Source organism: Ralstonia sp. 110700041-2 (assembly GCF_056280165.1).
Genome location: NZ_JBSFAI010000011.1, coordinates 69,522 through 93,429, shown reverse-complemented (window position 1 = coordinate 93,429; position 23,908 = coordinate 69,522). Strand labels below are relative to the sequence as shown.

The following is a 23,908-nucleotide window of genomic DNA, read 5'->3' as shown; positions in this document are numbered from 1 at the left end:
GCCACAACGATAGAGCGGGCGGCCTTTCCCCTTGCCTGACCGGCGGAGGAGACACATGAGCACCATCCAGGAAGGCGCCCTGCTATGGACGCCATCGGCTGACTTCATCGCGCGCTCGCGTTTGACGCATTACCTCGACTGGCTGGCGCGCGAACGCGGGCTGCGCTTTTCGGCGACCACGCCCGAGGGCTACGCACGACTCTGGGAATGGTCGACCACTGAACTCGAGGCGTTCTGGACGTCCGTCTGGGACTACCTTGACCTGCGCGCCTCGACACCCTTCACGCAGATGCTGGGCGACCGCACCATGCCCGGCGCGCAATGGCTGGTCGGCGCGAAGCTCAATTACGTCGATCAGGTCATGCGCCATGTGGAAGAAGGCGGCAGCCCCGACCGCACCGCCATCCGATACGCCAGCGAGACCAAGCCGCTCGCCGACTTGTCATGGCGCGAACTGCGCCAACGCGTTGCCTCGCTGGCGGATGCGCTGCGCAAGATGGGCGTGGTGCCGGGCGACCGCGTCGCCGCATATCTGTCGAACACGCCGGACGCGATCGTGGCGTTTCTCGCCACGGCCAGCGTCGGGGCCATCTGGTCTGTCTGTGCGCCCGACATGGGCCAGGTGGCCGTGACCGACCGCTTCCGGCAGATCGAGCCCAAAGTGCTGATCGCGGTGGACGGCTATCACTACGGCGGCCGCGCGTTCGACCGCACCGACATCGTCGCAGAGATGGTCGCCGCGCTGCCAACTATCGAACACCTCGTGCTCGTGCCGCAGTTGCTTGGCGAGGTCAACCGCGCGCGCTTCCCGGAGGCCCGCGACTGGCGCGACCTGACTGCGAACGACGTACCACTCGTCGTCACACCCGTCGCCGCCGACCACCCGCTGTGGATTCTCTATTCGTCCGGCACCACCGGCATGCCCAAGCCGATCGTGCACGGCCATGGCGGCCTGCTGCTGGTGCAGACGATGATGGGCGCGCTGCATCTCGACCTTGGCCCCGACGACGTCTACCACTGGTACAGCAGCACCGGCTGGGTCATGTGGAATTCGCAAGCGAGCGGCTTACTCGGCGGCGTCACGCTCGCCATCTACGACGGCAACCCCGGCACGCCCGATCTCAATACGCTGTGGCGCTTCGCACAGGATGCGGGCGTGACCTTCTTTGGCGCCGGCGCGGCGTTCTTCGCCAATTGCCTGAAGGCCGGCATCGAGCCCGGGCGCGATTTCGACCTGTCGAGACTGCGTGCGGTCGGCTCGACCGGCTCGCCGCTCTCGGCCGAGGCGTACGACTGGATCTACCGCCACGTCAAAGCCGACGTCTGGCTCAACCCCATTTCCGGCGGCACCGACTTCGCTGGCTGCTTCGTGGGCGGCGTCGCAACACTGCCCGTCTATGCGGGTGAGATGCAATGCCGCAACCTCGGCTCGCGTGTGGAAGCACTGGACGAGGCTGGCCGACCGCTCATCGACGCGGTAGGCGAGCTGGTCTGCACCGCGCCCATTCCGTCGATGCCGCTCTTCTTCTGGGGCGACAGCGACGGCAGCCGCTACCGCGACAGCTACTTCGACATGTACCCCGGCCAATGGCGCCACGGCGACTGGATCAAGATCACGCCACGCGGCGGCGCCATCATCTACGGCCGGTCGGATGCCACGATCAACCGCCACGGTATCCGCATGGGCACAGCCGAGCTGTACCGCGTAGTGGAAGATCTGCCGGAAGTGCTCGACAGCCTTGTCGTCGATCTGGAATTCCTCGGCCGCGAATCGTTCATGCCACTGTTCGTCGTGCTGCGCGAAGGCGCGACGCTCGACGACACGCTGCGCAGCACGATCAATGCACGCATCAAGGCAGGGCTGTCGGCCCGGCATGTGCCCAACGTGGTCGTACAGGCACCCGGCGTGCCGCGCACGCTGTCGGGCAAGAAGATGGAAGTGCCCATCAAGAAACTGCTGCTTGGCGCACCAATCGAGCGCGTCGCCAACCCCGATGCAATGGCAAACCCGGAGGTGCTTGCGTGGTACGCGACCTACGCCGGGTCGCTGGCCCGGCAAAGCAGCGCGCACGGCGAGCCCGCGCCCGCATTGGAATCGTGGCGGAGCTAGACCGATCGTTGGTCTCTGGTTTCACAATCTCCGCCAATCGAACGATGGCAGGGACCGGGTGTGATGACTAACGTACAGCTTGCACCGGCACATCAAGATGCCGGGCGAGTTGCTTAACGGGGAGTCACCATGCTTGCAACGACGAACGTCCTGATCAAGACGGAGGACGGCCGCGAAGCCTTGGCCCAGCGCCGCCACGACATGCAGATGCGCCAGCGCCATCTGCTCATCCTCATCGACGGTGCCCGCACGGTGGGGCAACTGCATCAACTGCTGAGCGACTGGCCGGACTTCGACGAACTGCTGCTAGGGTTGCAACGGGCCGGCATGGTCGACGTGCTGCCTGGTATCTCGCATGACAACGCACCGGCTGCAGAACCGTTCGACCCCATCACGCACTTCAACCGTCCCTTGCTGGACGATGACGGGCACGGCGCACCTGCCGCCCTGTCGCTCATCTACGACAAACTGCCGCCGTTGACCGGCATGACGCTCGGCCTGCAAGCGGTGGCGGCGCCCATCGACGAGCCTGCGGCCAATGACGCAAACAGGCCGCGGGCGGCGCCCGTCCGGGCTTCTTCTACGCCGCAGCCAGCCGTCCCGCCGGAGTTGGCCGACGTGTTGCCCAACGTGGTCAAGGTCGAGTTGATGCGTTTGGCGGTGCAGCACTTCGGCTCGGCCGCGGGCGCCGCCATGCCGCTGCTGCGTGCCTGCAAGGAAGACCCGCAGTCGCTGTGCGACGTGGTTGCCGCGTGCGCCAAGGCTGCCGCCCCGACGGCTGGCGAGCAGGCCGCGGCAAAGTTCGTGGATGCGGCAATGCAGGCGATGGCGCTGCGGCGCTGAAGCCGCCACAGGCGCTGTTTGCGAAGCTCAGGCAAAGCCGGGTAAAATAGCAGTCTACGCGGGCGTCGTATAATGGTAATACCCTAGCTTCCCAAGCTAGAGCCGTGGGTTCGATTCCCATCGCCCGCTCCACTTCGACTTTCCAGGGACTTCCAGAAAAGACCGGGGAACGTCGCAAGTGATTGTCACCATTCAGCTTTTTCGCCATCGCTGAATCCAGTGACTTCCAGCGAAAACCACTGACTGCCGGTACAAAACGGTACATCAAGTGGTACATCGGAAAGCGGGGCTTCCCGCTTCCGCATAGTTGCTGGCGCGGCGCGGGGTCGGACAGGACCATGGCAGCCAACTCGATTTCTAGGAGTTGGGCTCATGCTCTCAGACCTCATGGTTCGCCAGGCCAAAGCCACCGGCAAGACCTACACGCTGGCCGATTCGGACGGCCTCTCCCTCTTCGTTTCCGCCAACGGCACCAAGGCCTGGCACTTCCGCTTCAGTTGGGGCGGCAAGCGCGATCGCGTGTCCTTCGGCAGCTACCCGGCACTTTCTCTGAAGGAGGCGCGCGAACTTCGCGATGAAGCCCGCAACCTGCTCGCCAAGGGCGTCAACCCGCACACCGAACGCAAGCGCAAGCGCCACGCGATCGTGCTGGCGGGCGAGCACACGTTCCAGGCGGTCTATGACCAATGGCTGAAACACCGCAAGCTGTCACTGGAGGAAGGACGGCAGACGAGCCTGGAGCAGATCGCGCGCGTCTTCAAGAAAGACGTGTTCCCGGTGCTGCGTCACCTGACCATCTACGACATCACGCGCGCGCACCTGCTGGACATCATCGGCAAGGTGGAAAAGCGCGGCTCGCTGTCGGTCGCCGAGAAGCTCCGGACGTGGTTCACGCAACTGTTCACCTACGCCACCGTGGCGATCCCGAACATGCACGACAACCCGTCCAAGGACTTGGAGGTTGTCGCGCTGCCGCTGCCACCGGTCGAACACAACCCGTTCCTGCGCATGCCCGAGCTGCCGGTCATGCTGCAGACGTTGCGCAAGTACCGTGGCCGGCTGAACACGCAGTTGGGCATTCGGCTGTTGATGCTCACCGGCGTGCGCACCGGCGAGCTGCGTTTCGCCACGCCCGACCAGTTCGACCTCGAACAAGGCCTGTGGATCATCCCGGTGGCCAGGCTCAAGCAGCGCGCGCTGCTCACCAAGAAGAAGCGCAAGCGCCTGGTGGACATTCCGCCCTACATCGTGCCGCTGTCGGTGCAGGCCCGGGAACTCATTCGCCACCTGCTGGACCAGTGCAAGCCGGCCCAGGTCTACATCATTCCGGGCGACTGGTGCCTGAAGCATCCCGTCAGCGAAAACACGTTCAACGCCGCGCTCAAGCGCATGGGCTACGAAGACCAGCTCACGGGCCACGGCATCCGCGCGACGATCTCGACCGCGCTCAACGAACTCGGCTACCCCAAGAAATGGGTGGACGCCCAGCTCTCGCACGCCGACCCGGACAAGATCAGCGCGACCTACAACCATGCCGAGTACGTCGAGCAGCGCCGGGTGATGATGCAGGATTGGGCCGACCGCCTGGATCTGTTCGAGCAGAACCAGGTCGAGGTCGCCAGCCGCCACCTGACCATCACGTTGCAAGGCCTGCCGACCATCGCCGGGCAAGCGGTCGTGCAGCCGCCGGTGGTCGGCCTCGCCGCACCGAAGTTGATCGTGACGGCGCCGACGCCGGACTTGCCCGAGGCGCCAGCATCGGTGCAGCGGCTGTCAGCCGTGCGCATGCCCGAGTACGCGCGGCCGCGACTGTCGGAGGTGCAGCGCGAACGCCTGCAGGTGCTGGAAACCTACGAGGCGCCCCACAACCTCTCGGTGGCGGACTACGCCAAGCTCGCGGGCAAGTCGCGGCGCTGGATCACCTACGAGATCCAGGCCGGCAACCTGCTGTCGATCCACATGGGCAACCGTGGGCAGCGGGTGCCCGACTGGCAGCTCGACCCGCTCAAGCGCAGGCTCGTGCAGTCAGTGCTGAAACAGGTGCCGCGGGGTCTCGATACTTGGGCAATCTACCACGCGCTCCTGCATCCCTATGACGCGCTGGGTGGACGCGCCGCCATCGAGGCTGTCAGCCCGAAGAACCTGCACCTGGCCGCGCGCCTGGTCGCGGCGCAGAGCATCGCGGCCGACGATCCCGAGGAGGAGATCCCGGTTCAAGTGCGGCGCAGCGTGCAACGGCTGGTGCAGGACACCATCACGGCCGATGCGGCAAAAGACCTGATGGAGCCTTGATGCAGCCTGCCTTCAGGACACGGAGCGGACGCGACGCACAAACCGCTCCTGCGGTTCGGTCAAGGCCGCACAGGTGTGCAGCAGATAGGCCATCACGATCGACGGTGCGCCCGCCAGCGGACGCACCGCGATCCCTCGACACTGGTAGCCCGCCAGCCTCGCGGCGGGCGCAATGGCGATGCCATACCCGGCGGCGACCAGCGTCATCGCCATGTCGAAGGTGCTCACCGTTTGCTCGCGAGCCGTCGGTTCACCCTCGATCAGCCGATTCACGATCGCCGGCCACGGTTCGCCGGCAGAAGACCTTGCATAGATGATCTGCTGCCTCAGCAATTCATGGCAGGGGACTTCGCGATAGACCAAAAGGTGGGAACGCTTGGCGACGGCAACTGCGAGCGTGTCATGCCAGAGCGGCTCACATACCCAGCCTGGCCACTTCAAGTCCGCGGTTGACACGGCGAAGTCGAAGCCATCGCGCACCGGATCGTTCGTTGATTCAGCGGTGTCCGATTCAACCAATGTAGCGGCAATCTCGGGTTCTTCGGCGCGCTGCAGCGCCAGCACGTCGGCAAGCTGTGAAGGCACCCACTCGCCAAGCACGGCGACCCGGATTGCGGCGGAGGCATCGTTTGATGTCACGTCCAGCTCCTTCCCAGGGCAGAAAACGCATGGCGAAGGCGAAAGCATCAAGTGCGCAATCGCATTCGTGAGTTAAGTTTAACGTGGTTTATATCAAGTCCATCGTCGACGCTTTTGCTAATGCAAAAACGTCCGATTCAAAAAGGCCGACCCACCGGAGCCACCACCTACGAAGCCGAACCCGCTATCGCGTTTGGAGCCGCCGTTCGAGAAGTGAGAACCGATCAGGGCATCGCCCAGGAAACGCTGGCTCACATCGCGGGCATTGAGCGTTCGCACATGGGCAAGATCGAGCGTGGCGAGCACACGCCTACGCTCCCCATGATCCTCAGGATTGCCCGCGCTCTGAAATGCAGTTCCGCCCACTTGATGGCCCTGACCGAGGCCAAGCTGGCCGAGTCGGCTCCTCCCAAGCTTGAGGGCTGAAGCCGGCCTGGGCGTGGCCACCTACCTATCCCTGCTCGTCACTATCGTTTTCGCTTTGAACTGCAGAATTTTCGCGCTTTGGGGCTTCATTGGCGAGACGCAGATAAGGATTGTCGGGCGGCACTTCCCCGAATAGCGCATCGGACCGCGCCAGCAGATAACCGTGAAGCCGCCGTGATTTACGCGGCCCGGTGACATCGCAGGTCCAGATATTCAAGCCGCTGGCCTGCTTGCGGTGCACGGCCAGTTTCTCGAAGCGCTTCTGTACCCACTGCCACGCTTCCAGTTTCTCCTGCCGGGCGATCGTCGCGAGCTGAGGGTGCTCCTGTGCGTATCGCTGAAAGACACCGGGACTCACCAGGTAGGCGGTGCCTGCGACGGTATGCACCAGGGCCTTGGCGTCATTGACGCAGAGCTTGCGTGTCCGCACGCTCTGCGTCAGCCAAGCCATGAAATCTTCGCCGGAGGGCTCGGCTTGGGGCTTGGGCGCTGGGACTGGCGGTGTCGGCGGCGTGGGGGCCATCGTTTCGGTGCGAGGATCATCCTCGGCATCGGTGACGGGCGCAGGCGATATCGCGTGTGCCACCGAGGCTGCGGGGGCCATGTCCAGCAGATCGAGCAGCGCGCCGACGCCGTTGTCCGTAGCCTCGGCGGCAATTGGCGACGCACCGCTCAAGGCAGGCTCTGGCGCCGCGCGTGCCGCACCAGGGGCAACCGAAACCTGCTGCGCCAAGTCGTCTGGCTCCTGCTCGACCTGCACCCGGCCGGCAAACGGTGCGGGTCGATCGGCCGCCTCCCAGATCAGCGCGGGCGACAGCTTCAGGAACGTGAAGCTGTGCGACCAACCGGCGTCGCTTGCGACGGTGGCCTTCCAAATTGCCTTGCCATCCGGCGTGGGCAAGGCGATGCCGTGGTCCTGCAGCACGTTGAAGACCGCCGTATTGCTGGCCGGGATGCCGTCGATGCCTTGCTGCAACAGATGAGCGCGCAGCTTGTCCGAGACGGTCTTGCTCACCAGCCACAAGGCATCCTGAGTCAGCCAGCCATCCGAGGCCTGGGGTTGGTTCAGCTTGAATTCCTCGCGCAGCAGGAAGCGCAGGCCATCGAGCAGCTTGCGCTGGAGAGCGTGCTTGGGTGCCGCCAACGCCTTGCTGGGATCGCCGCCGAGTTCCTGGACCACCGAGGCCTGGTCGGCCTGCACCACCAACTCGCCGAGCGTGCCGGCGTGCTCGTACTGGCCGGCCAGCACGTACAGGAGCGCGGCCCAGAGGTCGGGGTAGCCGGCGAGCCAGTCGAAGATGCCCGCATCGAGCAGGCGGCCATAGAGCAGCCCGGTGGCGGCGCTGTGCAGTCGGTACTCCCGCTCCTTCCTGTAGCGGAAGCGATACGGCCGCTGCAACGGCCCATGCCAGGGATGCCAGACGATGCCGTCCGCGTACTCCACGTGAAGGTCGACGGCCACCTTGCCGATGTCGTGCAACAGCGCCGCATAGGCGGTGCCGGCGGTCCAGGCTTCGGCCTGGGCGGCTTGCGCCTCCGGTGTCGCGCCGGCGGGCAGCAGGTGTGACTGCCGCAGCTTCAGCGCGTAGGCGACGATCTCCAGGCCGTGGTCCAGCATGCCACCCGGATAGGCGTGGTGGTGGCTTTCCGAGGCGGGGAACTGCTGGACCAGCTCGGCGTACCGTTCCAGAGGCGCCAGGTACAGCGTGGCGAACTGGCGGCGCGACAGCGAGGTGCGCTGCCAGATGTGTTCCAGCAGCTTCTGCCGGCGCGGCGTCTCCAGCAGCGATGCGGCCGTCTCCGGCTGCATCAGTCCTTTGCCGGGATCGACTAGCGGTGTGGGTGTCGGTGTCGTGCCGGAGGTGGGCGGCGGCCGTTTGCGTTGGAACAGTGAGAGCATGACAAACCCCTGACGGTGAGCCGGTCGGGGGAGCCTTTTGGCCTTTTCGGGTAGGGCCTTTCCCCTTGGCCCCCATTCCCTTGCCCCTTCCCCAACCCTTTGGCCTTTAGGAGCTTTTGGATATAGGGCAACCACGGCGTTCCGGCCACAACCAATGCGGGCCTGGCCCAGGGCGGATTCACGCTGGAAGGCAGGCTGTGCCGTACCTACGATGGAGTCGATTTGATCTGCCCCGACAGGAGCCGTATGCACCCCCATATTGACAAAGTAAGGAAAATTCCTTACCATGCAGGCATCACCATCAGGAGTGCCGCCATGTCCGAAATCCACGAAGTTGCGACGCTGACCTCCAAAGGTCAGATCACGCTGCCCAGGTCCATCCGGCAGGTGCTGGGCGTCGACACCGGCGGCAAGGTGGCGTTCGACCTGCGCGGTGGCGAAGTCGTCGTGACCCGCGCCGATGCCGAGCATGAAGACCCGGCCATTGCCGCATTTTTGACCCTGCTGGCCAGCGACATCGAGGCTGGCCGGAACATCCGCGGTCTGCCGGAGGATCTGGCTCGCACGATGCTGGAGCACGCAGGCCACAAGGTTGTCCTGGGTGATGACTTCGATGAGGACGTGGAAATCTGATGCAGCAGCATGGCTGGACGCTGCTGTTTCACGACAACCTGATCGAGCAGTTGATGAAGCTGCGCGCGGCGGTGGAGCGTGCGCAAGAGAACGACCCGGAGGGCTTCGCGTCCAACGCCAACGTCAAGTTCTTCCGGGCCTTGGTCCAGTTGATACAGGACGTGGTGCCAAGCGATCCGGCACGCGACGAATACTGTCAGGGCAACACCCTGGGGCCAGAGTACCGCCACTGGCGGCGTGCCAAGCTCGGACGACGATATCGGCTGTTCTTCCGGTACGACTCGAAGGCGAAGATCATCGTGTACGCCTGGATCAACGATGAGCAAACCTTGCGGTCGGCGGGCAGCAAGTCCGACCCTTATGCCGTGTTCGAGAAGATGCTGGGACGCGGCAACCCGCCGGACTATTGGGCCGCGCTGGTGGCTGCGAGCAAAGCCGATTGGCAGGACGAGCGCACCGACTGATGCGTGGCATGCCTTCCAGTTCGGCGTGATTAGCTGTGGCACAGAAATTTCACCCTGAGTTGAAAACTCATGCAGGATTCAATCAAACGAGCAGAGCACGGGACGAACATGAGGTAACCGCCATGAAGACCACCGCACACACCACCTTCGCAGAACGTCTCGGCCGAGTGCTGGGTCGAGCGTGGCGCGGTTGTACGCGGCTGGACCAGCGGGCACAGGGTTGGCTGCGTGCGCAGGGTCTGGCGCCTGGCCTCGCCCAAGCGGTGTCATGGGGTGCCAAGCTCACTGCTCTGGGTGTACTGCTTTACAGCGCGTTCTGGCTGGCGCTGCTACTTGTGCTTGCGCTGGCAGGTGCCTGGCTACTCCGCAACGATGATGGTAGCTACGACGAAGAGCAAAAGACTGAGTGGCGCGAAGGCCACGGGGGCTTCGGCCTCTATGACAAGAATGAGTGTCGCCACGATATGGGCGACCCCGACGAGTGAAGGCTACTTCGCCGCTCCCTTGGCAGCCGAGATCGCCGTGCGCGATCCACTTCCACCCGCTGACTTGGCATCGCCGGTTGCGACCGTGAGCGCATTCATGATGTTGCCCGCACGGACTCCAACCCAACCCAATGCAGCGATCCAAAAGCCGGGTAGCACGATGAACATCATCGCCAACACGAAGTTCAGCAGCATGTCCCCAAACGTATTGTTCAGGCCGATCAGCGGATCGAAATTGCTGTGTGGCCGGTTGGCGCCGAATCCCCAGCCATAGAGCGCATCCAGAATCGTGCTGTCCAGCCAGCGTCCGAGCTGGAACCAGAAGTCCACGAAGAACAGTGCGAACTCCACGCAGCTCACCGCGATCACCGCCTTCAACTCGTAGGTGCCAAAGATCAGCACGAGCGGAATGCAGATGACCAGTGCCATCTTGAGCAGCGAGAGCACCATCGGCAGCGCCTGGCGTACCACGTCCATGGCTGGGAAGAAACCCAACGAGCCAACCGTCAAGCCCAAATCACTCGCGCCGCGCGTCACCACGTTGGGCAGTGACTTCTCGATCTGCCCGCCGTAGTCGGTGTAGACGGCTCCCTGGTTCATCTTCTGCTGCTGCGGTGAGACCACCGCACGGATCACCGAATCGTTGACCTCGTTCTGCGACAGAAAACCTGCCCAATGGCCGATGCGCGACAACAGATCGGGATCGACCTGAGCCAGCAGTCGCGCGCGCAGGCCATTGCTGCCATCCGACCACCACTGCCCGCAGGTTGGATAGCCGCCGCCGCTGTCCACCTGAGCCAGCCCCGCATCGCGGGTTGCGTCATAAGGCCAAGCCGTGCGTGGCGTGCTGGAGTGGTAAGCGTCATAGAAGCCGGACGTGCTCTGGAAGTAGCTCGACCCGATCCAGGTCACGTCGTTCATCTGGTCATCGGAAAGCGTCGGCCGGTCCATAAACAGCTTGGCGCGCGACGGGCCGTAGCAATCGTGGACGAAGTCCGCCACCTCCTGGGCGAGTACCGGATCGTTGATGCGCGTCGCATCCACGTCCATTCTGATCTGCCGCAGGTCCGTGCCGCACGGAATCGCCGCCACCGCGGCGCCGGTGATGGCCTTCGAGATCGAGTGCATGAAATACCACCACACCGGCACCAGTGCACTCTGGTTGTTGAGCGTGGTGTAGACGTTGGACCAGCCGGTATCGGCCGGCTGCGGAACGCTGACCTGGCACTGCGCAGAGCGCGTGGTGTCGAACTTGATCGTGGCGAGGTCGACCGGGATGAAAGGAATGCCTGCGAACAGGATGACCACGATCGCCACCCACACCCGGTTCTCGATGCGCATCGAGGACAGCACGCCCTTGTTGCCTTCGTCCGCGCCTTCGGCGCGAGCGCGCAGCCACTCGTGGACCACAATGGCCACAAAGGGCAGCGCAAACATGCCGCTCGCCACCAGGATGTTCCAGATGCCGTTGTTGACGATCCACCCGACCAGCGTCAGGTAATACTCCAGATAGTCGGTTGTGTAGAGTGTCATGGCGTCCTCCGAGCTTTAGCCACGTCAACGGGCTTGCAGCCAATGGCTGCCTTCGAGCAGCACCAGGGTGATCAGTGCCGCGACCTCGACACGCAGGAGGCGCTGCCTCGCTTCGACAGAGGGTTCGCGCTCACGCAGGCGCCGGCGCATCCACCACCAGCCGTAACCGGTGGCCGCATACAACAACAACCGCCAGACGAAGAAGTAGCCACGGTGCGCAGCAAGCCAGTGCTGCCATCCGTCGATGCTGCCGATGATGTGGATGCCGGCGACATTGGCGCCAACGGCGACGCCGATCACCAGCACCACCCACAGCAGGCCGACACCCACGCGGCGGTTGAACAGCCAGGCGGGCAGCAGCCACGTCCAGGCACGCGTGGTCATCAGTTGCTCCTCGGCTTCTGCACTTCCTTGAGCCGGTCGCGCGTGGTGTCCCCCTCGAAGATGCCGCGCGAGCCGCCGGCACGAGCGTTGTGCCGCTGCACGATCGCCATGGCTGAGTTGCTGCCCAGCGTGCGCCGCAGATCCAGCTCGGTCTTGAGGTTGTTGATCTCTTGTTCCAGCGTGCCGTTCTCCTGATCGACCGCCTTCACGGCCAGATCGTTGGCGGCAACGTTGGGCTCCTTCTTGCCGGTCAGCAACGTGCGCTGCAGCAACAGGGCCTTCTCCAGCACGCTTGACAGCGCGGCCTCGGACGCCAGGCGCTTGCCCAGCAGGTCTTGATCGGGTTCGTCGCGCAGCGCCTCGATCACGCCGCGGGTGATCGGCAACGAATTGCTGCCCGCCGCTTCCAGGTTCGCCACCGTCGTCGGCTTGGTGCGCGTCACCAGGTCTTGCAGCGCCTGCAGCTTGGTCTCGTATTCCTCCTGGATCACCGGCGTCAGGCCGACGCCGGGCGTGGTCTGCGTCTTGGTGCAGCTCTCGCAGGTGCGCTGCTCACGCTCGCCCAGCACGCGCGTTGCCCACGTCGCGGCCGCGTCAGGCGAGGACCAGGTTTGGCAGGTCAGCCGGTTGCCGCAGGTGGCTGCGTCGATCGACGAGGTATCGCTGACGCTGCGGCCGTTCAGCAGGTTGTAGCCGGCGCGTGTCACATCACTCACGATCTTGACCGAACCCTGGTTCGCGCCGCCCGCATTGCTGCCGCCGACCCAAGGCACACCGTTGTTACCGCGATTGGACTCGGCCTGTTCGACGGCCGACACTGCATCGTTGCTGCTGACGGCATCACGCAGCGCGAAGCCTTCGGCGAGCTGGTCCCACCCGGCCTGACCACCCGCCATGTCCGCCATCCGGGTGGCCATCGCCTTGCAGGTCATCTTGCTGCGGTCGAAATCGAGCCGCGCCTGCAGCACGCCATTGGTGAGCAGGTTGTAGAGGCCCGGATCGGCACGCTGGATGATCAAGGCCGGCAGCGATGCCACGGCGGCCGTGGCGTTCTGGATCACCGACGACATGATCGACTGGAAGCCATTGGTGAGGCCGTTCAACTGGTTCTGCAGCGTTGTCGTGATGCTCATGTTTCCGCAGATCAGGTTGCTGTTCCAGCCAACCCCGACGCCGAGGCTCTGCATGTTCCCGGCGCCGCCCATGGACACGGCACGGCCACCGCCAACGCTGTAGAGCACGTCGTCCCCGATCACGCTGCCGGTCACGTTGACGCCGGTCGGGTCGATGCGCGTCTGCGCCCAGGCCACGCCCGCCACGGCAACAGCGCAAACGACCGCCATGGGCAGCGTGTAGGGCTTGGCGCGTTGCGCGAGGCGGGACAAGCGAGAAAAAGACGCTTTCATGAGAAACCCCTTATTGGAAATCGGTGCTGCCGAGAAAGACCTGTCCCCGGCGCTGGCAGCACGCATAGGGCCGCCACAACGCCCAGGCGTAGTCGCCCTGCGGGGCCTGCACGCGGGTGTTGCTATGCGGGAAGACGGCGCAGGTCGTGGAAAGGGTCGGTGTCAGCTCTTGCCACTTGCCGGTGGATGCATCGCTTTCCACCAGCGCACCGGCCGGCCAGTAGCCGTCTCGTGCCGTCGCGAGCAGCGGTTGATACACGTGGATTTGGCCGCGCCGCGTCACGACGTCGCCGGCGCGTTGCGCGACAACGGCACCGCTCATGTAGTCGTCGGTCTGATGCAAAAAGCCACCGCGCGGATAGACGTTGCCCCACAGGTTCAGCGTCGAGCGAGCACCGATCTCGCGCATGCCGGGAACCAGCGCTTCGGGATAGACCGCTTCGGGGACGTTATAGCGCCAGGCCAGCGTGTCGAGCGTGCTCAGCAGGTAAGGCATGAAGGCCGTACCCGCGCCTTGGCAGGTGTAGCCGGACGCGCTTGCGAACTGGCTGAACACGGCCCCGCCAGGATGACCGATCACATCGGCGTTCTTGAACTTGGCGAGGTTGTTTTCGTTGTCGTGGTTGGTCGTGCCATCACCGCCGGCCTGCGCCGTGGGATTGGGCGTGCTCATCAGACGCATCTCGACCCAAGGGTTCTGCCCCGTGTTCGAGTAGCTCGATACCACGGCGTCGGGGACGTAGTGGCGCACTTTCACCGAGGTACGCACCGAGCAGCCGAACGTGGTGCAGAACAACCAGTAGCAGACGCCGACGACCTTGTATTCCAGGCAGTCGGGAGAGACGACCGAGGCCGTGATGGCCACGGTGTCCAGCGCGAAGCTGGATGTCGCGCCACCCAGCAGCACCGAAGCGATCGCCAGGCGGGCGCGGCGCGACGATGCCGACAGCAGGCGATTCATGGCTGTGCCTTCCGGTAGGCGTCGATGCGGGCCAAGGCTTGTGCCACATCGGGCTCGCCGTAGACCACGTACCGGTGATCGACCACCACGGCGGGCAGCTTGACCAGCCCCAGGCCCCACGCATCGGCGACACCTTGGTAGGCACTGCCGAGGCGACGTTGCAGGGCTGGGCCGCCATCGCGCAGGCGTTGTTGCATGAGGGCTGCCGCCTGCCCAGGATCGGCGGGCAAGCCCGCCGAGAGTTCGGCCTCGATGCTGGCCGGCAAGTCCAGCTCGATCACGCGTGCGCTGGGCGCAGCACGCACGGGATGCGCGCTGTCGGTCACGACCAGCACGTCGGCGGCAGAGGCGGCCTGGCCGATGAGGCACAGCAACAGCCCTCCCGCTCCGACGATGTGGGGGATTTGCAGGCCAACGATGCCGTTTGAAAAGCGAACCGTCATGACGGGCGTCCTGAGAATGAGAGCAAGGCCCCTAGTCGAACCCGGAAGGCCTGTCCGCCGCGACAGGAAATGCGCACTGCGTGCCTCCCGCTTTGGCCGCAGACAGGAGAGCAAGAAGAAGCGGGAGTCGAAGCTCCCGCGGGGATCAGGCGGTGGCCGCTGCGACCGTTTGCACGGCATGGCGGGCATGGGCCTGCCAGAACGGATCGACCAGCCGGCCGGCGAGTACGCGGGCGCGCAGGCGCAGGCCTTCGGCGGTGCTGTAGTTGTCCCAGCCGGCCTCGTAGGAAGCCTCGCCTTGCAGATCATTGACCTGCCGGGCTACGGAAGCGGCTTCCTCGTCCGACGCGATCGGCTCGGACCAGCGGATGCTGGCACCCCAGACCTGCCCGGTCAGCACCAGGCGGCCCAGCGAATCGCGCACGAGGACCAGTTCCGGCCGGAAGTCAAGCGCGTCGGTGTCCGGGCACAAGTCGAACTCGTCGGCCGACACGCAGGCAAGCGCCAGGGCCATCGCCTCCTCGATCAGGCCGTGTTGGCCAAATTCGAGGGTGGAAGGCGTCCAGTAGGTGCCGTAGATCGGGTCATCTTCGATGTACTCGACGTAGCCCTGGCAGGTCACCGTGAACTGGCGCCAGAACACGTCCTCGCGGATGAAGGTGCCGGCACGGTAAGGCGTGGCCACGAAGGTCACGCCATCGACAACATGGGTCTTGGGTTGCATGGAGGTCTCCAGAAGGGTTTGCGGGAGCGCATGCAGCCCCTGCGGGCGTGGGCGACCCGCGTGGGATGAACAGGGAAAAACGGGCATCCGCCACCGCAGCGCGGCGGCTGTTCGCGTTCGGGGATGCGAGGCGAACGGGTCGATCAACGCGGCCAGGGCCGCGTCGTAGCCTTGAAGATCATGGCTACCTGGGCATGTCGCCGAGGGGCTCGGCAGGCATTTCCTTCGATGCGGGATCGGTGCCGCCAGCCGCCAGCAGGTCGATCGCCGACAGCAGCGCATCGCCTTCGACCGGGCCATGTAACACCAGCGTCTTGCCCGTCTTGTGGTCCAGCAGGCGCAGCGTGGGGGTGACCTGGATGCCGTCTTTCGCCGCTGCGGCCATTTGCGCGCGGATGGCGGCATCCGGCCGCTCGCTCGTCAGGCAGCGCTGTGCGCCAGCCGTCAGCCCGGGGTAGCGCAGCGCTTCGGGCAACCCCTGGCCGTCGCCGCGGGTGTTCTCATACACCCAGGCCACGGCCTTCCAGAACGCCGCCGCCCCGTTCGTCTCGCCGACGCATTCGACCAGGCGGGCATCGGCGGATGCCGCGGGCTCGTGCACCGACAGCGGCAGGTGGTGCCACTGCCAGTTCACCTCGCCGTGGGTGTCGATCCAGTGCTTGAGCACCGCGAAGTACGCCCGGCAGAACGGACATTCGAGGTCGGCGTACTCGACCACCGTGTAGCGCGCATCGGCACGGCCATAGCGCCACGGTGGGCCGGACGTAGCAACGCCGGTGGGGGCAGCAACGCTATCCGTTGTTTGAACGGCTGCCCCCGAGGTATCGGACGTTGTTGGGGCAGCCAGGCGCCAGGCCAGCCACAGCAGCAAGACACAGGTGGCGGCGATGGTGACTGGCTTGGCGAAGCGGCGCAGCGTGCCGCGATCAGGAAGGTTTAGCGGTCGCATCTTGACTCCCAAGGGATGGCGAGAATGAGTTCATCACACCCCGTTCACTCCCTGGTCCAAGAATCCGGCACAGCCGTCGTCCTCTTCTCCGTGTGTGACAAAACCTCTGCCAATGCGAGAGTCGGCAGAGGAATCCTCACGCCCGTTCCAGACATCTCCGCGACCTCGAGAAGGTTCTAGGCACGTCGGCTCCCCGACGGCACGGCAGAGAGGTCGTCCTCTACCTACCTCCAGGTTGCGTTCCGTTGGATTTTTCATTAAAATATCTAACAAACCGGACACTAACCGCCATGAAAACCTCCCAAGCCATCCGTGAACGCATCGCGGCCCAAGCGGTCGGCGAGCCCTTCACCCCAGCACTGTTCGCCGGGCTGGGGACGCGTGCGGCCGTTGACCAGGCACTGATGCGCCTGGTCAAGAGCGGCAATGTCGAGCGTATTGGGCATGGCCTCTATGTCGTACCCAAGGTGAGCCGGTTCGGCATCAAGGCCTTGCCCGCACCGGAGCAGATCGCGCAAACCGTGGCCGGGGCGGAAGGTGCGACGATCGAAGTCCACGGCGCGGAGGCCGCCCGGCGCTTCGGCCTGACGACGCAGGTGCCCGCGCAGGCGGTTTTCTACACGACGGGCTCCTCGCGCGAGATTCGGCTGGGAAAGCTGACCATCCGACTGCAGCATGTGGCTCCTCGCAAGCTCGCGCTGGCTGGACGCCCGGCAGGACTGGCGCTGTCCGCGCTCTGGTACTTGGGCCGTCATCAGGTCACCTCTGGCACGTTCAAGCGCATCGCCGAGAAACTGCCCTCCGGCGAGTTCGAGGTGTTGCGCGGGGCCAAGGCATCGATGCCGGCCTGGATGGTGGAAGCGTTCGGCCGCTACGAACGCGGAGAACTCACGCATGCCTGAATCCCAGGACTACTTCGATCTGCCTCTGGCCGAGCAGGCTGAACTACTGCTCGGCCTGGCGCCCGTATTGGGGCGTCGGGCCGAAATTCTCGAAAAAGACATCTGGCTGTGCCTGGCGCTCGGTGCGCTGTTCACGTTGCCCTGTCGCAAGCCCATGGCCTTCAAGGGAGGCACCTCGCTGTCGAAGGTGTACCAGGCGATCGAGCGGTTCTCCGAGGACATCGATGTCACCATCGACTACCGCAGTCTGATCCAGGACGCTCCCGACCTGGCCACGCTGTCCAACAGCCAGCGCAGGAAGCTGTCCGACGCGCTCAAGGCGGCCTTGGTTGATCACGTGACGAAGGAACTGGTGCCGGCACTGCAAGCGGCGCTGGCTGAAAAGTTGCCTGGACGCGAGATCACCCTGGAAATCAGCGAAGACGCCGAGAAGCTCTGGCTGCTCTACCCCAGCGCCGTAGAGAACACCGATGCCTACCTGCGTCCGAGCGTGCTGATCGAGTTCGGTGGCCGTAATGCCACCTTGCCGCAGGACACCCTGACCATCACACCGGATGTGGCGCCCCATGTGCCCGCCGTGACGTTCCCGAGCGCCCAGGTCACGGTGCTGTCGCCCATGCGCACCTTTTGGGAAAAAGCCACGCTGATCCACGTCGAATGCCACCGTCCGGACCTGCGCGCCGGTGCCGATCGCCTGTCGCGGCACTGGTACGACCTGGCCCGGCTCGCCGATCACGAGGTTGGTCTCAACGCGGTTGCCGATGTCGAGCTGCTAAAGGACGTGCTGCACATCAAAGAGACGTTCTTTCGTAGCGGCTACAGCCAGTACGACCTCTGCCTGTCGGGTGGCTTGAGGCTGATTCCCGATGCTCCCCTGCTGGATGCGCTCAGCCAAGACTACCAAGCCATGCTCAGCGCGCAGATGTTCTACGGCGAGACTCTGCCATTCGAGCGCATCGTCGAGCGCCTGACGGCGTTGGAGAAAGCGATCAACCAGCGTTGATGGGCGCGCCGTCTTCTGCGCGAAGGCTGGGCGAGTCGATGCCACGAGCCCGGTCGATCTTCTCGGCGATCTTGAAAGCCGCATCCAGCTCGCCGATGCCGTACTGCTGCATCAACTGGAAGCGTTCGGCCTTCTCCTCCGGCTCGGTCTGAGCCACTGCCAGGTACAGGCTGGGCGGCACCGCACGGAACAGCACTTCCATGCTTTTGGAGAGGATCACGCCCTCGGTGAACTTGCCCGACTCCTTGCGGGCCGACAGCATCAGCGCCTTCTGAGCCGGATTCAGCTCGCGGAAACGCGCGATCTTCTCCACCTCGTCCGGGGGCATGGAGAGGCAGATCCACCATTCGATCATGTTGAGCATGGCCTCCGCGGCCTTGGGCAGGTCGTCGATGTTCTGCGTCGCCAGCCAGTACCAAGCACCGAGCTTGCGCCACATCTTCGTGATCTTCACGACATAGGGGGCGAGCAGCGGGTTCTTGGTGATGATGTGGCCTTCGTCCGTCACGTTGATGATCGGGCGGCCGAGGAACTGGTCGCGCTCGGCGATGTTGTTGACCGTGTTGATAAGCGAGATGTAGGCAATCGAGAGCTGCGCGTTGTAGCCCTCGCGCGCGAAAGTGGCGAGGTCCACGATGGTGATGTCGGCCTCGGGCCACGGCGTGCCTGGCCGATCGAACATCTCGCCGTCCACACCCTGGCAGAACATGTCCATCGCGTCCGCCATCTCCAGCAGCCGCGCGCGCCGCACCTCCGGTAGCGAGGTGTCGCGGGCACGCTCACGCAGCGCATCACGCACGTCGCGCGTGAGCACCGTGCGCTGATCTGCCACGCAACGCTGGGCCGCGTCGAGGATGCACTGGCGGATCAGGCTGCGGTCAGCGCGGGTCATGCGCGCTTCTTCCTTGTCCTCGCCGCCGGTGATCATCAGCCGTGCGGTGATCTCCAGCTCGCCGAGCACGTCGCGCTGCTCGTCGGCTTCATCACTGCGGTTTGCTGCTTGCGGCTTGGGCTCCCGGTCTTCGTCCAGCGCATCGGCGTCCAGCGTCTGCACCTGACTGGGCGTATCAACCAACCGATGCGCGTCGGCGAACGGCGCGAGGCTGACACCGGCGCTGGGCGCGAGTTTCACGCGGTGCACCTTGAGACCCAGCCGCGTGGCGAAGTCGCCGAATAGGCCAAAGCTGTTTCCTGCCTCCACGATGAACAGGCGTGGTCGATAGATCGCCGTCACCTGGTTCAGGATGTTGTTGAGCGTCGCGCTCTTGCCTGAGCCGGTCGGGCCGAACAGGAACAGATGCGCGTTCATCTGGCGGTCGAGCCGGTTCAGCGGATCGAACGTGATCGGCCCGCCGCCGCGGTTGAAGAACGTGATGCCGGGGTGCCCTGTACCCTGGCTGCGGCCCCACACCGGCGCGAGGTTTGCAGCGTGCTGCGCGAACATCAGTTGTGTGTACCACTGACGCTTGTCCAACGCCGGGTCGAACACGCAGGGCAGCCAGCGCAGGTAGCTGTTGAGCGGCGCCACCTCGTCTTCTTCGCGCACCGGCTGCAGGCCGGCGTTGAGCATGACGTTGACCAGTTGCAGGCCACGGGCATCGAGCTGCGCGAGGTCGCGCCCGCGCAGGTAGAAGGCCAGCGCACCGCGATAAAGCTTGTGCGCGCTGCCGATCAGACCGCGAGCCTCCTGCACGTCGCGGCGTGTCTGCTCCGAGGCCAGCGTCTCGCCCACGGCCTTCCTGCTCAGGTGATTCAGATGGGCTTCGAGCACGTCCTGCGGCGTCGCCACGACCGTCAGGCACATCACCGTGTCCTCGGGCATCTGGTCGAACAGCGCATTGACCGCATCGCCGCCCTTGCGCGTCTCGCCGGTGACGTGGCCGGTGGCAGGAGGCATGCGCAGTCGGTCCGTGACGATGATCCGGTGTGGCATGTTGTCGAACAGCCAGGTGCCATTGACCACATCCGAGCGCGGCGGGGTAAAGAACAAGCGCTGCGCGAAGTCGCCGCTGGCCAGCTCGATCTCGCCTTCCTGCGTCTCCTCGGGGTAGTGCGTCAGTGCGTAGAAGCGTTCACGGTCTTCCGCGCTCGGCCCGAGCAGTGTGGGGTGCGGGTTGAACCAGCGCAGCAGCCATTCATGAATGTCGGCCGCCTGCATGCGCCGGGCCTTCACGCCCGCATTGGCAAGACCGCCCGCCAACCGGTCGCAGATCGTCGTTAGCGCCTGCTCGGGCGATTGCCCGCGCCGAGCCACCGCCGAAGAGGCGCTGGTGCGCCGGTAGACCACCATGCGCACCCGACGCACTTGGCCGCGCCATGGCAGGCGCGTTACGGTCGTGTCCTCGAACAGCCCACCGGGCTTGGCGATGGCGCGCAGGTGATGGCCGAAAAAGCGCAGGTAGAAATCGGTGAAGGCACTGCCCTGGGCGCGCGGCCGCACGTATTCGGCCAGCGCCCGCAGATAGTTGTCCCAGTTCGATTCGTCCTGGGCGTAGAGCTGTACCACCCACGGGTTGTCGTCGAGTTCATCGAACGAGTCCTGCAACGCGTTTTCCAGCGCATCACGCGCTTGCCAGAGCCAGGCCATCTCCCGACCCTCGGTGCCGACCGGCGCCAGCTCGAAGAACGCCGCGACGGACAGGCCATCATCCAGCAGCACACTCTTGGAGCCGGGCAGATACTCCGCCCAAGGCAGCAGGTCGGCGAAGGACGGTGCCACGCCATACAGGGCTTGCAGGTCCGCTTCGGTCGCCGGACGGTGTGGCGGGTCGCCCGCTGCGGCACCCGGCTCCGGGATGCCGTGAACGGCCAGTGTCGCCACATACTGCGACCAAGCATCTTTGCCTTCGGGGGCGGTTTGGGGCAGCGCCGCAGGAAGGCCGGCCTTGCGCACCCAAGGCAAGGTCCAGGCCATCAGTAGTCCTCCAGACGTTCGCCCGGCATGGCGTACTGCACGCGCTGATACAGCGGAAACACGGTGGTGTAGCCAGGCACCGGTACCGGATCACTGCCGGCCAGATGCGGAAAAACGTACATCATGAGGTCGGGGTTCGGCAGGCGGTGAAACTGGCGGTAGACCTCGTTGGCTCCGCTGCGCGTGTAAGCCGCGGCGGCGGCAGGCGCCGCCTGCACGTCAGCGTCGGTGACCGGCCGACGCAGGCCCTGGCGCGCATCGAGCAGCAAACGCGCCGCCTGCGCACCCCCGGTGCCGCCACCCGTTTCCTGATTCCAGACATCAAGCATGGTGTGGTCACCGTGCGGCAACAGTTCGTCCTTATTGGTGGCGCAGCCACCCAGCACCGTGGCCGCGAGCAAGGCTGCGGCCGCTTCAATCCAGATCCGACGCATGGACGCCTCCGATACGATGGTTGACCCGGCGCCCCTTGGCGTCGTAGTCGATGTTGAGGGGGTGCTCCAGGTGGACGGCCACCTTCGCGGCCGGTGGCACGTAGATGGCGGCGAAGGCCTGGCCATAGAGCTTGTTGACCCATTGCGACATGTCCTGCACGCCACCGGCGAGGATGCGGCCCATCGCCTCATTGCCCGAGATGCCGACCGTGCCCAGCGAGCCGTTGTTGTTGGCGACCACGGCCACGCTGCCGTTGTTGGATTTGATCAGCGACGCCGCGCCGGCACCTGCGGCAGTGATCAGCGCCTGCGAGCCCAGGTACTGCTGCGCATTGCTGCGACGCTCGCCCGAGACGCAGGGAACGCCGTAGGGATCGCTGATCCAGCCAAGGCCCCCCTGTGTCGTCCCGTTGCTGCCGGTGCCACCGCTACTGCCCGTCGAACCACCGGTTTGACCGTTGGCCTGGTTGCGGTTGTTGTCCGGCATGGTGCGCACCGTGCCGTCGTTGAAGACGAAGGTCACCGAACGGATCTGGCCGCGCACGCAGGAAAGCGTCCAGTCGCCCGAGGCCGTGCCGCTGACCACGGCCCCGGCCACGTCGGGGATGTCGATGCCGTTGGCCGTCAGGTTATCCGGGCCGATCAGCACCTTGAAGGGGTACGGGTCGTTCACGGTGCCATCAATCGGCACGCGGCCGATCAGCGCCGTCATGGCGATCGAGCCCATCAGCGTCGAATTGGCCGGCACCGTGTAGACCGGTTTGACGGATCTTGCCGCACCGCGCTTGCCCGTGTCGGTCGCTCCCCCCGACGTGTTGTCGGCGGCGTTGTCCGTGTCGGTCGTCGGCGTCTTGGGTGCCTGGCCGAAGCTCGTCGGGAAACTGGGCGTGCTCGCCGCGCTACCGCTGTTCTTGGCCACCGGCTTGGCGTCATCCGGCTCGACCCAGCGGGTTCCCGCGCTGCTGTTTCCGCGTGGGCTACTGCCCTGGCTGCCACCGAAGCTCTTGCCGTCACCTTCTTCCAGGCCCAGACCGACAGGCAGGTCGTCCTGCCCGTGGCCCTTGCCCGTCAGGCCGTCGAGCCGACGCTGCAGGTCTTGCAGCAGGCTTTGTGTCTGCTGCCGATCGTTGGTCACCTGGTCACGGTCTTGCTGCAAGCGACCGCGTTCGCCGTCCAGCGTAGACTGGATGCGCTGATCGACCGTGCTCTCGCGGGCACGCAGGCGATCGTTCTCGGCCTTCTGATTCTTCGAGTCGTTGAGGGAGGTCTGCAGCTCGTTGCGCAGTTGCTTGACCTGGGCCACCAGGGTGGCCACGGTATCGCGCGGCGTGTCGCCTGCGATGCCGAGGGATTTCATCTCCTCGGGCGTGAGCTGGCTCGAACCGGAGGCGGCCGGCTTGACGGTGTGATCGCCGGAGAACAGCTTGATGCCGACGAACAGCAGCACCAAGGCCAGCGGGATCAACAGCCACTTCAGGAGCGGATTACTTTTCATGGTCCATCCCTCCTTCGGCCTGGCCGGCCGCTGCCGCCGGCGGCAGGTTCACCGTCGCGTCGATCGGTGCCAGCTTGGGCAGCAGCGATTCAGCCAGGCCATGCCCTCGGGTGACGAGATAGACCACGGTGGTGTCAGCCGGGCGCCCGGCCGGCCCAAGGGTCGGATGCTGGAACGTCGCGGCCACGAAGTCGCCTTGCAGCGCCCGTGGATCGAGGTCGATCCAGCGCGCCGTGGTGTTGGTAAGTTTGACGGCCGTCACCCACTGGTCTTCGAGCCGCCAGGATGCAAGTGGCTGGGCATGTACCGGCAACGTCGGCAGCAAAGTCGTGAGTGCAAGGTCGCGCCGCAGGTTGACGCGGCCGATGCCGGCCACTGGCTCCACCGTGCGCAGCGGCGCATAGAGGTTCTGCGCCGCGTAGCGCGTCAAGATCACCGGTACAGACGTCGCGCGCTTTGGGGCGGCACTGGTGGGGTCGGTGGACTCGTCTTCGCTTGACGCCTTCGATGGATCAGCGAGGCGTCCAGGAGCGTCCTCGCCTTCGACGATGCGCACGGGCTCCAGCGGCGGCTGGCCCGCCTTGGCCGACTCGGCCGCAATGTCGATGAGGATCAGGGCGCCGCTGTCCGCATCCTGCAGTTGCAGGCGCGACGGTGGAATGGGCTCGCTGGCACGCAGGTAGATCGCGCCGCCCGCGCTCTGCACGCGCAGCCGCGCACCGAGGCCATCGGGCAGGCCGACGCGCACATTGCGGTCGATGAACAGCACGCGTTCCTGGCCGACCACCAGCGGCACGGCCAATGGCAGACGCTGCCAGCGCAGGATTTCCAGGGCCTGGCTGGTGGAAACAAGGCCCAGGCTCAACAGAAGGCCGGCCAGGGCCGGCAGGACACGGTGCTTCATGGGGCATCTCCTTGACGACCGTCCGGGGGAGCGACAGGTGCAGCGGCGGCTGCCGGCGCTACAG

Annotated in this window: 22 protein-coding genes and 1 tRNA gene; 10 read left to right on the top strand and 13 right to left on the bottom strand. The window is 65.2% G+C overall.

Annotation, left to right across the window (positions count from 1 at the left end):
• Positions 1–55: 55 nt before the first annotated feature.
• The 4 genes from ACUXH0_RS17220 (at position 56) to ACUXH0_RS17205 (ending at position 5,245) form a co-directional block, all read left to right on the top strand.
• A complete protein-coding gene (locus ACUXH0_RS17220) occupies positions 56–2,110 on the top strand; it encodes an acetoacetate--CoA ligase (RefSeq protein WP_182594391.1) in 2,055 nt (684 codons plus the stop codon).
• Positions 2,111–2,239: 129 nt separating this feature from the next.
• The gene (locus ACUXH0_RS17215) at positions 2,240–2,953 is read left to right on the top strand and encodes a hypothetical protein (protein WP_182594390.1); all 714 of its coding nucleotides are present in this window, start codon (positions 2,240–2,242) and stop codon (positions 2,951–2,953) included.
• Positions 2,954–3,011: 58 nt separating this feature from the next.
• Positions 3,012–3,085, top strand: a tRNA-Gly gene (locus tag ACUXH0_RS17210).
• Between the two features lie 240 nt (positions 3,086–3,325).
• The gene (locus tag ACUXH0_RS17205; RefSeq protein ID WP_182594389.1) at positions 3,326–5,245 is read left to right on the top strand and encodes a tyrosine-type recombinase/integrase; all 1,920 of its coding nucleotides are present in this window, start codon (positions 3,326–3,328) and stop codon (positions 5,243–5,245) included.
• Positions 5,246–5,257: 12 nt separating this feature from the next.
• Here the strand turns inward: ACUXH0_RS17205 and ACUXH0_RS17200 are convergent, their stop codons facing one another.
• Positions 5,258–5,884: a substrate-binding domain-containing protein gene (locus ACUXH0_RS17200; RefSeq protein ID WP_182594388.1), complete on the bottom strand. Its 627-nt coding sequence runs from the start codon at positions 5,882–5,884 to the stop codon at positions 5,258–5,260.
• Between the two features lie 120 nt (positions 5,885–6,004).
• On the opposite strand from ACUXH0_RS17200, the gene ACUXH0_RS17195 reads away from it, so the two are divergent.
• The gene (locus ACUXH0_RS17195) at positions 6,005–6,310 is read left to right on the top strand and encodes a helix-turn-helix domain-containing protein (RefSeq protein WP_182594387.1); all 306 of its coding nucleotides are present in this window, start codon (positions 6,005–6,007) and stop codon (positions 6,308–6,310) included.
• 25 nt (positions 6,311–6,335) lie between these two features.
• On the opposite strand, the gene mobH is transcribed toward ACUXH0_RS17195, so the two are convergent.
• Positions 6,336–8,210 (bottom strand): MobH family relaxase, encoded by a 1,875-nt coding sequence (gene mobH / locus ACUXH0_RS17190; protein WP_182594386.1) that lies wholly within the window; start codon positions 8,208–8,210, stop codon positions 6,336–6,338.
• A 315-nt stretch (positions 8,211–8,525) separates the two neighbouring features.
• Here mobH and ACUXH0_RS17185 point away from each other — a divergent pair, with 315 nt between their 5' ends.
• The 3 genes from ACUXH0_RS17185 (at position 8,526) to ACUXH0_RS17175 (ending at position 9,792) form a co-directional block, all read left to right on the top strand.
• The gene (locus ACUXH0_RS17185; RefSeq protein WP_182594385.1) at positions 8,526–8,843 is read left to right on the top strand and encodes a type II toxin-antitoxin system PrlF family antitoxin; all 318 of its coding nucleotides are present in this window, start codon (positions 8,526–8,528) and stop codon (positions 8,841–8,843) included.
• Positions 8,843–9,307 (top strand): type II toxin-antitoxin system YhaV family toxin, encoded by a 465-nt coding sequence (locus tag ACUXH0_RS17180; RefSeq protein WP_182594384.1) that lies wholly within the window; start codon positions 8,843–8,845, stop codon positions 9,305–9,307. The genes ACUXH0_RS17185 and ACUXH0_RS17180 overlap by 1 nt, the downstream gene beginning before the upstream one ends.
• A gap of 122 nt (positions 9,308–9,429) precedes the next feature.
• Positions 9,430–9,792 (top strand): DUF3742 family protein, encoded by a 363-nt coding sequence (locus ACUXH0_RS17175; RefSeq protein ID WP_182594383.1) that lies wholly within the window; start codon positions 9,430–9,432, stop codon positions 9,790–9,792.
• 3 nt (positions 9,793–9,795) lie between these two features.
• Here ACUXH0_RS17175 and ACUXH0_RS17170 read toward each other — a convergent pair whose 3' ends face one another.
• From ACUXH0_RS17170 to ACUXH0_RS17140, 7 genes are all read right to left on the bottom strand, one after another.
• Complete coding sequence (locus ACUXH0_RS17170) at positions 9,796–11,325, bottom strand: conjugal transfer protein TraG N-terminal domain-containing protein (protein WP_182594382.1); 1,530 nt, start codon at positions 11,323–11,325, stop codon at positions 9,796–9,798.
• 24 nt (positions 11,326–11,349) lie between these two features.
• Positions 11,350–11,709 (bottom strand): hypothetical protein, encoded by a 360-nt coding sequence (locus tag ACUXH0_RS17165; protein WP_182594381.1) that lies wholly within the window; start codon positions 11,707–11,709, stop codon positions 11,350–11,352.
• Positions 11,709–13,115 carry an integrating conjugative element protein gene (locus ACUXH0_RS17160; protein ID WP_182594380.1) on the bottom strand — a complete coding sequence of 469 codons (1,407 nt, stop codon included), beginning with the start codon at positions 13,113–13,115 and terminating at the stop codon, positions 11,709–11,711. Before ACUXH0_RS17160 ends, ACUXH0_RS17165 begins: the two co-directional genes overlap by 1 nt.
• 10 nt (positions 13,116–13,125) lie before the next feature.
• Positions 13,126–14,076 (bottom strand): TIGR03756 family integrating conjugative element protein, encoded by a 951-nt coding sequence (locus tag ACUXH0_RS17155; protein ID WP_182594379.1) that lies wholly within the window; start codon positions 14,074–14,076, stop codon positions 13,126–13,128.
• Positions 14,073–14,519 (bottom strand): TIGR03757 family integrating conjugative element protein, encoded by a 447-nt coding sequence (locus ACUXH0_RS17150; RefSeq protein WP_182594378.1) that lies wholly within the window; start codon positions 14,517–14,519, stop codon positions 14,073–14,075. Before ACUXH0_RS17150 ends, ACUXH0_RS17155 begins: the two co-directional genes overlap by 4 nt.
• Before the next feature lie 145 nt (positions 14,520–14,664).
• Positions 14,665–15,243 carry a hypothetical protein gene (locus ACUXH0_RS17145; protein ID WP_182594377.1) on the bottom strand — a complete coding sequence of 193 codons (579 nt, stop codon included), beginning with the start codon at positions 15,241–15,243 and terminating at the stop codon, positions 14,665–14,667.
• Between the two features lie 184 nt (positions 15,244–15,427).
• The gene (locus ACUXH0_RS17140) at positions 15,428–16,192 is read right to left on the bottom strand and encodes a DsbA family protein (protein ID WP_182594376.1); all 765 of its coding nucleotides are present in this window, start codon (positions 16,190–16,192) and stop codon (positions 15,428–15,430) included.
• Positions 16,193–16,482: 290 nt separating this feature from the next.
• Here ACUXH0_RS17140 and ACUXH0_RS17135 point away from each other — a divergent pair, with 290 nt between their 5' ends.
• Together ACUXH0_RS17135 and ACUXH0_RS17130 are read left to right on the top strand one after the other, a co-directional pair.
• Positions 16,483–17,094, top strand: coding sequence for a DUF6088 family protein (locus ACUXH0_RS17135; protein ID WP_182594375.1), 612 nt, complete (start codon positions 16,483–16,485; stop codon positions 17,092–17,094).
• Positions 17,087–18,097: a nucleotidyl transferase AbiEii/AbiGii toxin family protein gene (locus ACUXH0_RS17130; RefSeq protein WP_182594374.1), complete on the top strand. Its 1,011-nt coding sequence runs from the start codon at positions 17,087–17,089 to the stop codon at positions 18,095–18,097. The genes ACUXH0_RS17135 and ACUXH0_RS17130 overlap by 8 nt, the downstream gene beginning before the upstream one ends.
• Here ACUXH0_RS17130 and ACUXH0_RS17125 read toward each other — a convergent pair.
• Genes ACUXH0_RS17125 through ACUXH0_RS17110 form a run of 4 tightly spaced genes read right to left on the bottom strand, consistent with a single transcriptional unit; the run spans position 18,084 to position 23,844 of the window.
• Entirely contained in the window at positions 18,084–21,011 is a 2,928-nt protein-coding gene (locus ACUXH0_RS17125; protein WP_182594373.1) for a conjugative transfer ATPase, read from the bottom strand. The two genes, ACUXH0_RS17130 and ACUXH0_RS17125, sit on opposite strands and share 14 nt — an antisense overlap.
• Entirely contained in the window at positions 21,011–21,445 is a 435-nt protein-coding gene (locus ACUXH0_RS17120) for a TIGR03751 family conjugal transfer lipoprotein (protein ID WP_182594372.1), read from the bottom strand. Before ACUXH0_RS17120 ends, ACUXH0_RS17125 begins: the two co-directional genes overlap by 1 nt.
• The gene (locus ACUXH0_RS17115; protein WP_182594371.1) at positions 21,426–22,940 is read right to left on the bottom strand and encodes a TIGR03752 family integrating conjugative element protein; all 1,515 of its coding nucleotides are present in this window, start codon (positions 22,938–22,940) and stop codon (positions 21,426–21,428) included. The genes ACUXH0_RS17120 and ACUXH0_RS17115 overlap by 20 nt, the downstream gene beginning before the upstream one ends.
• Positions 22,930–23,844, bottom strand: coding sequence for a TIGR03749 family integrating conjugative element protein (locus ACUXH0_RS17110; protein WP_182594370.1), 915 nt, complete (start codon positions 23,842–23,844; stop codon positions 22,930–22,932). The genes ACUXH0_RS17115 and ACUXH0_RS17110 overlap by 11 nt, the downstream gene beginning before the upstream one ends.
• Positions 23,845–23,908 lie beyond the last annotated feature (64 nt).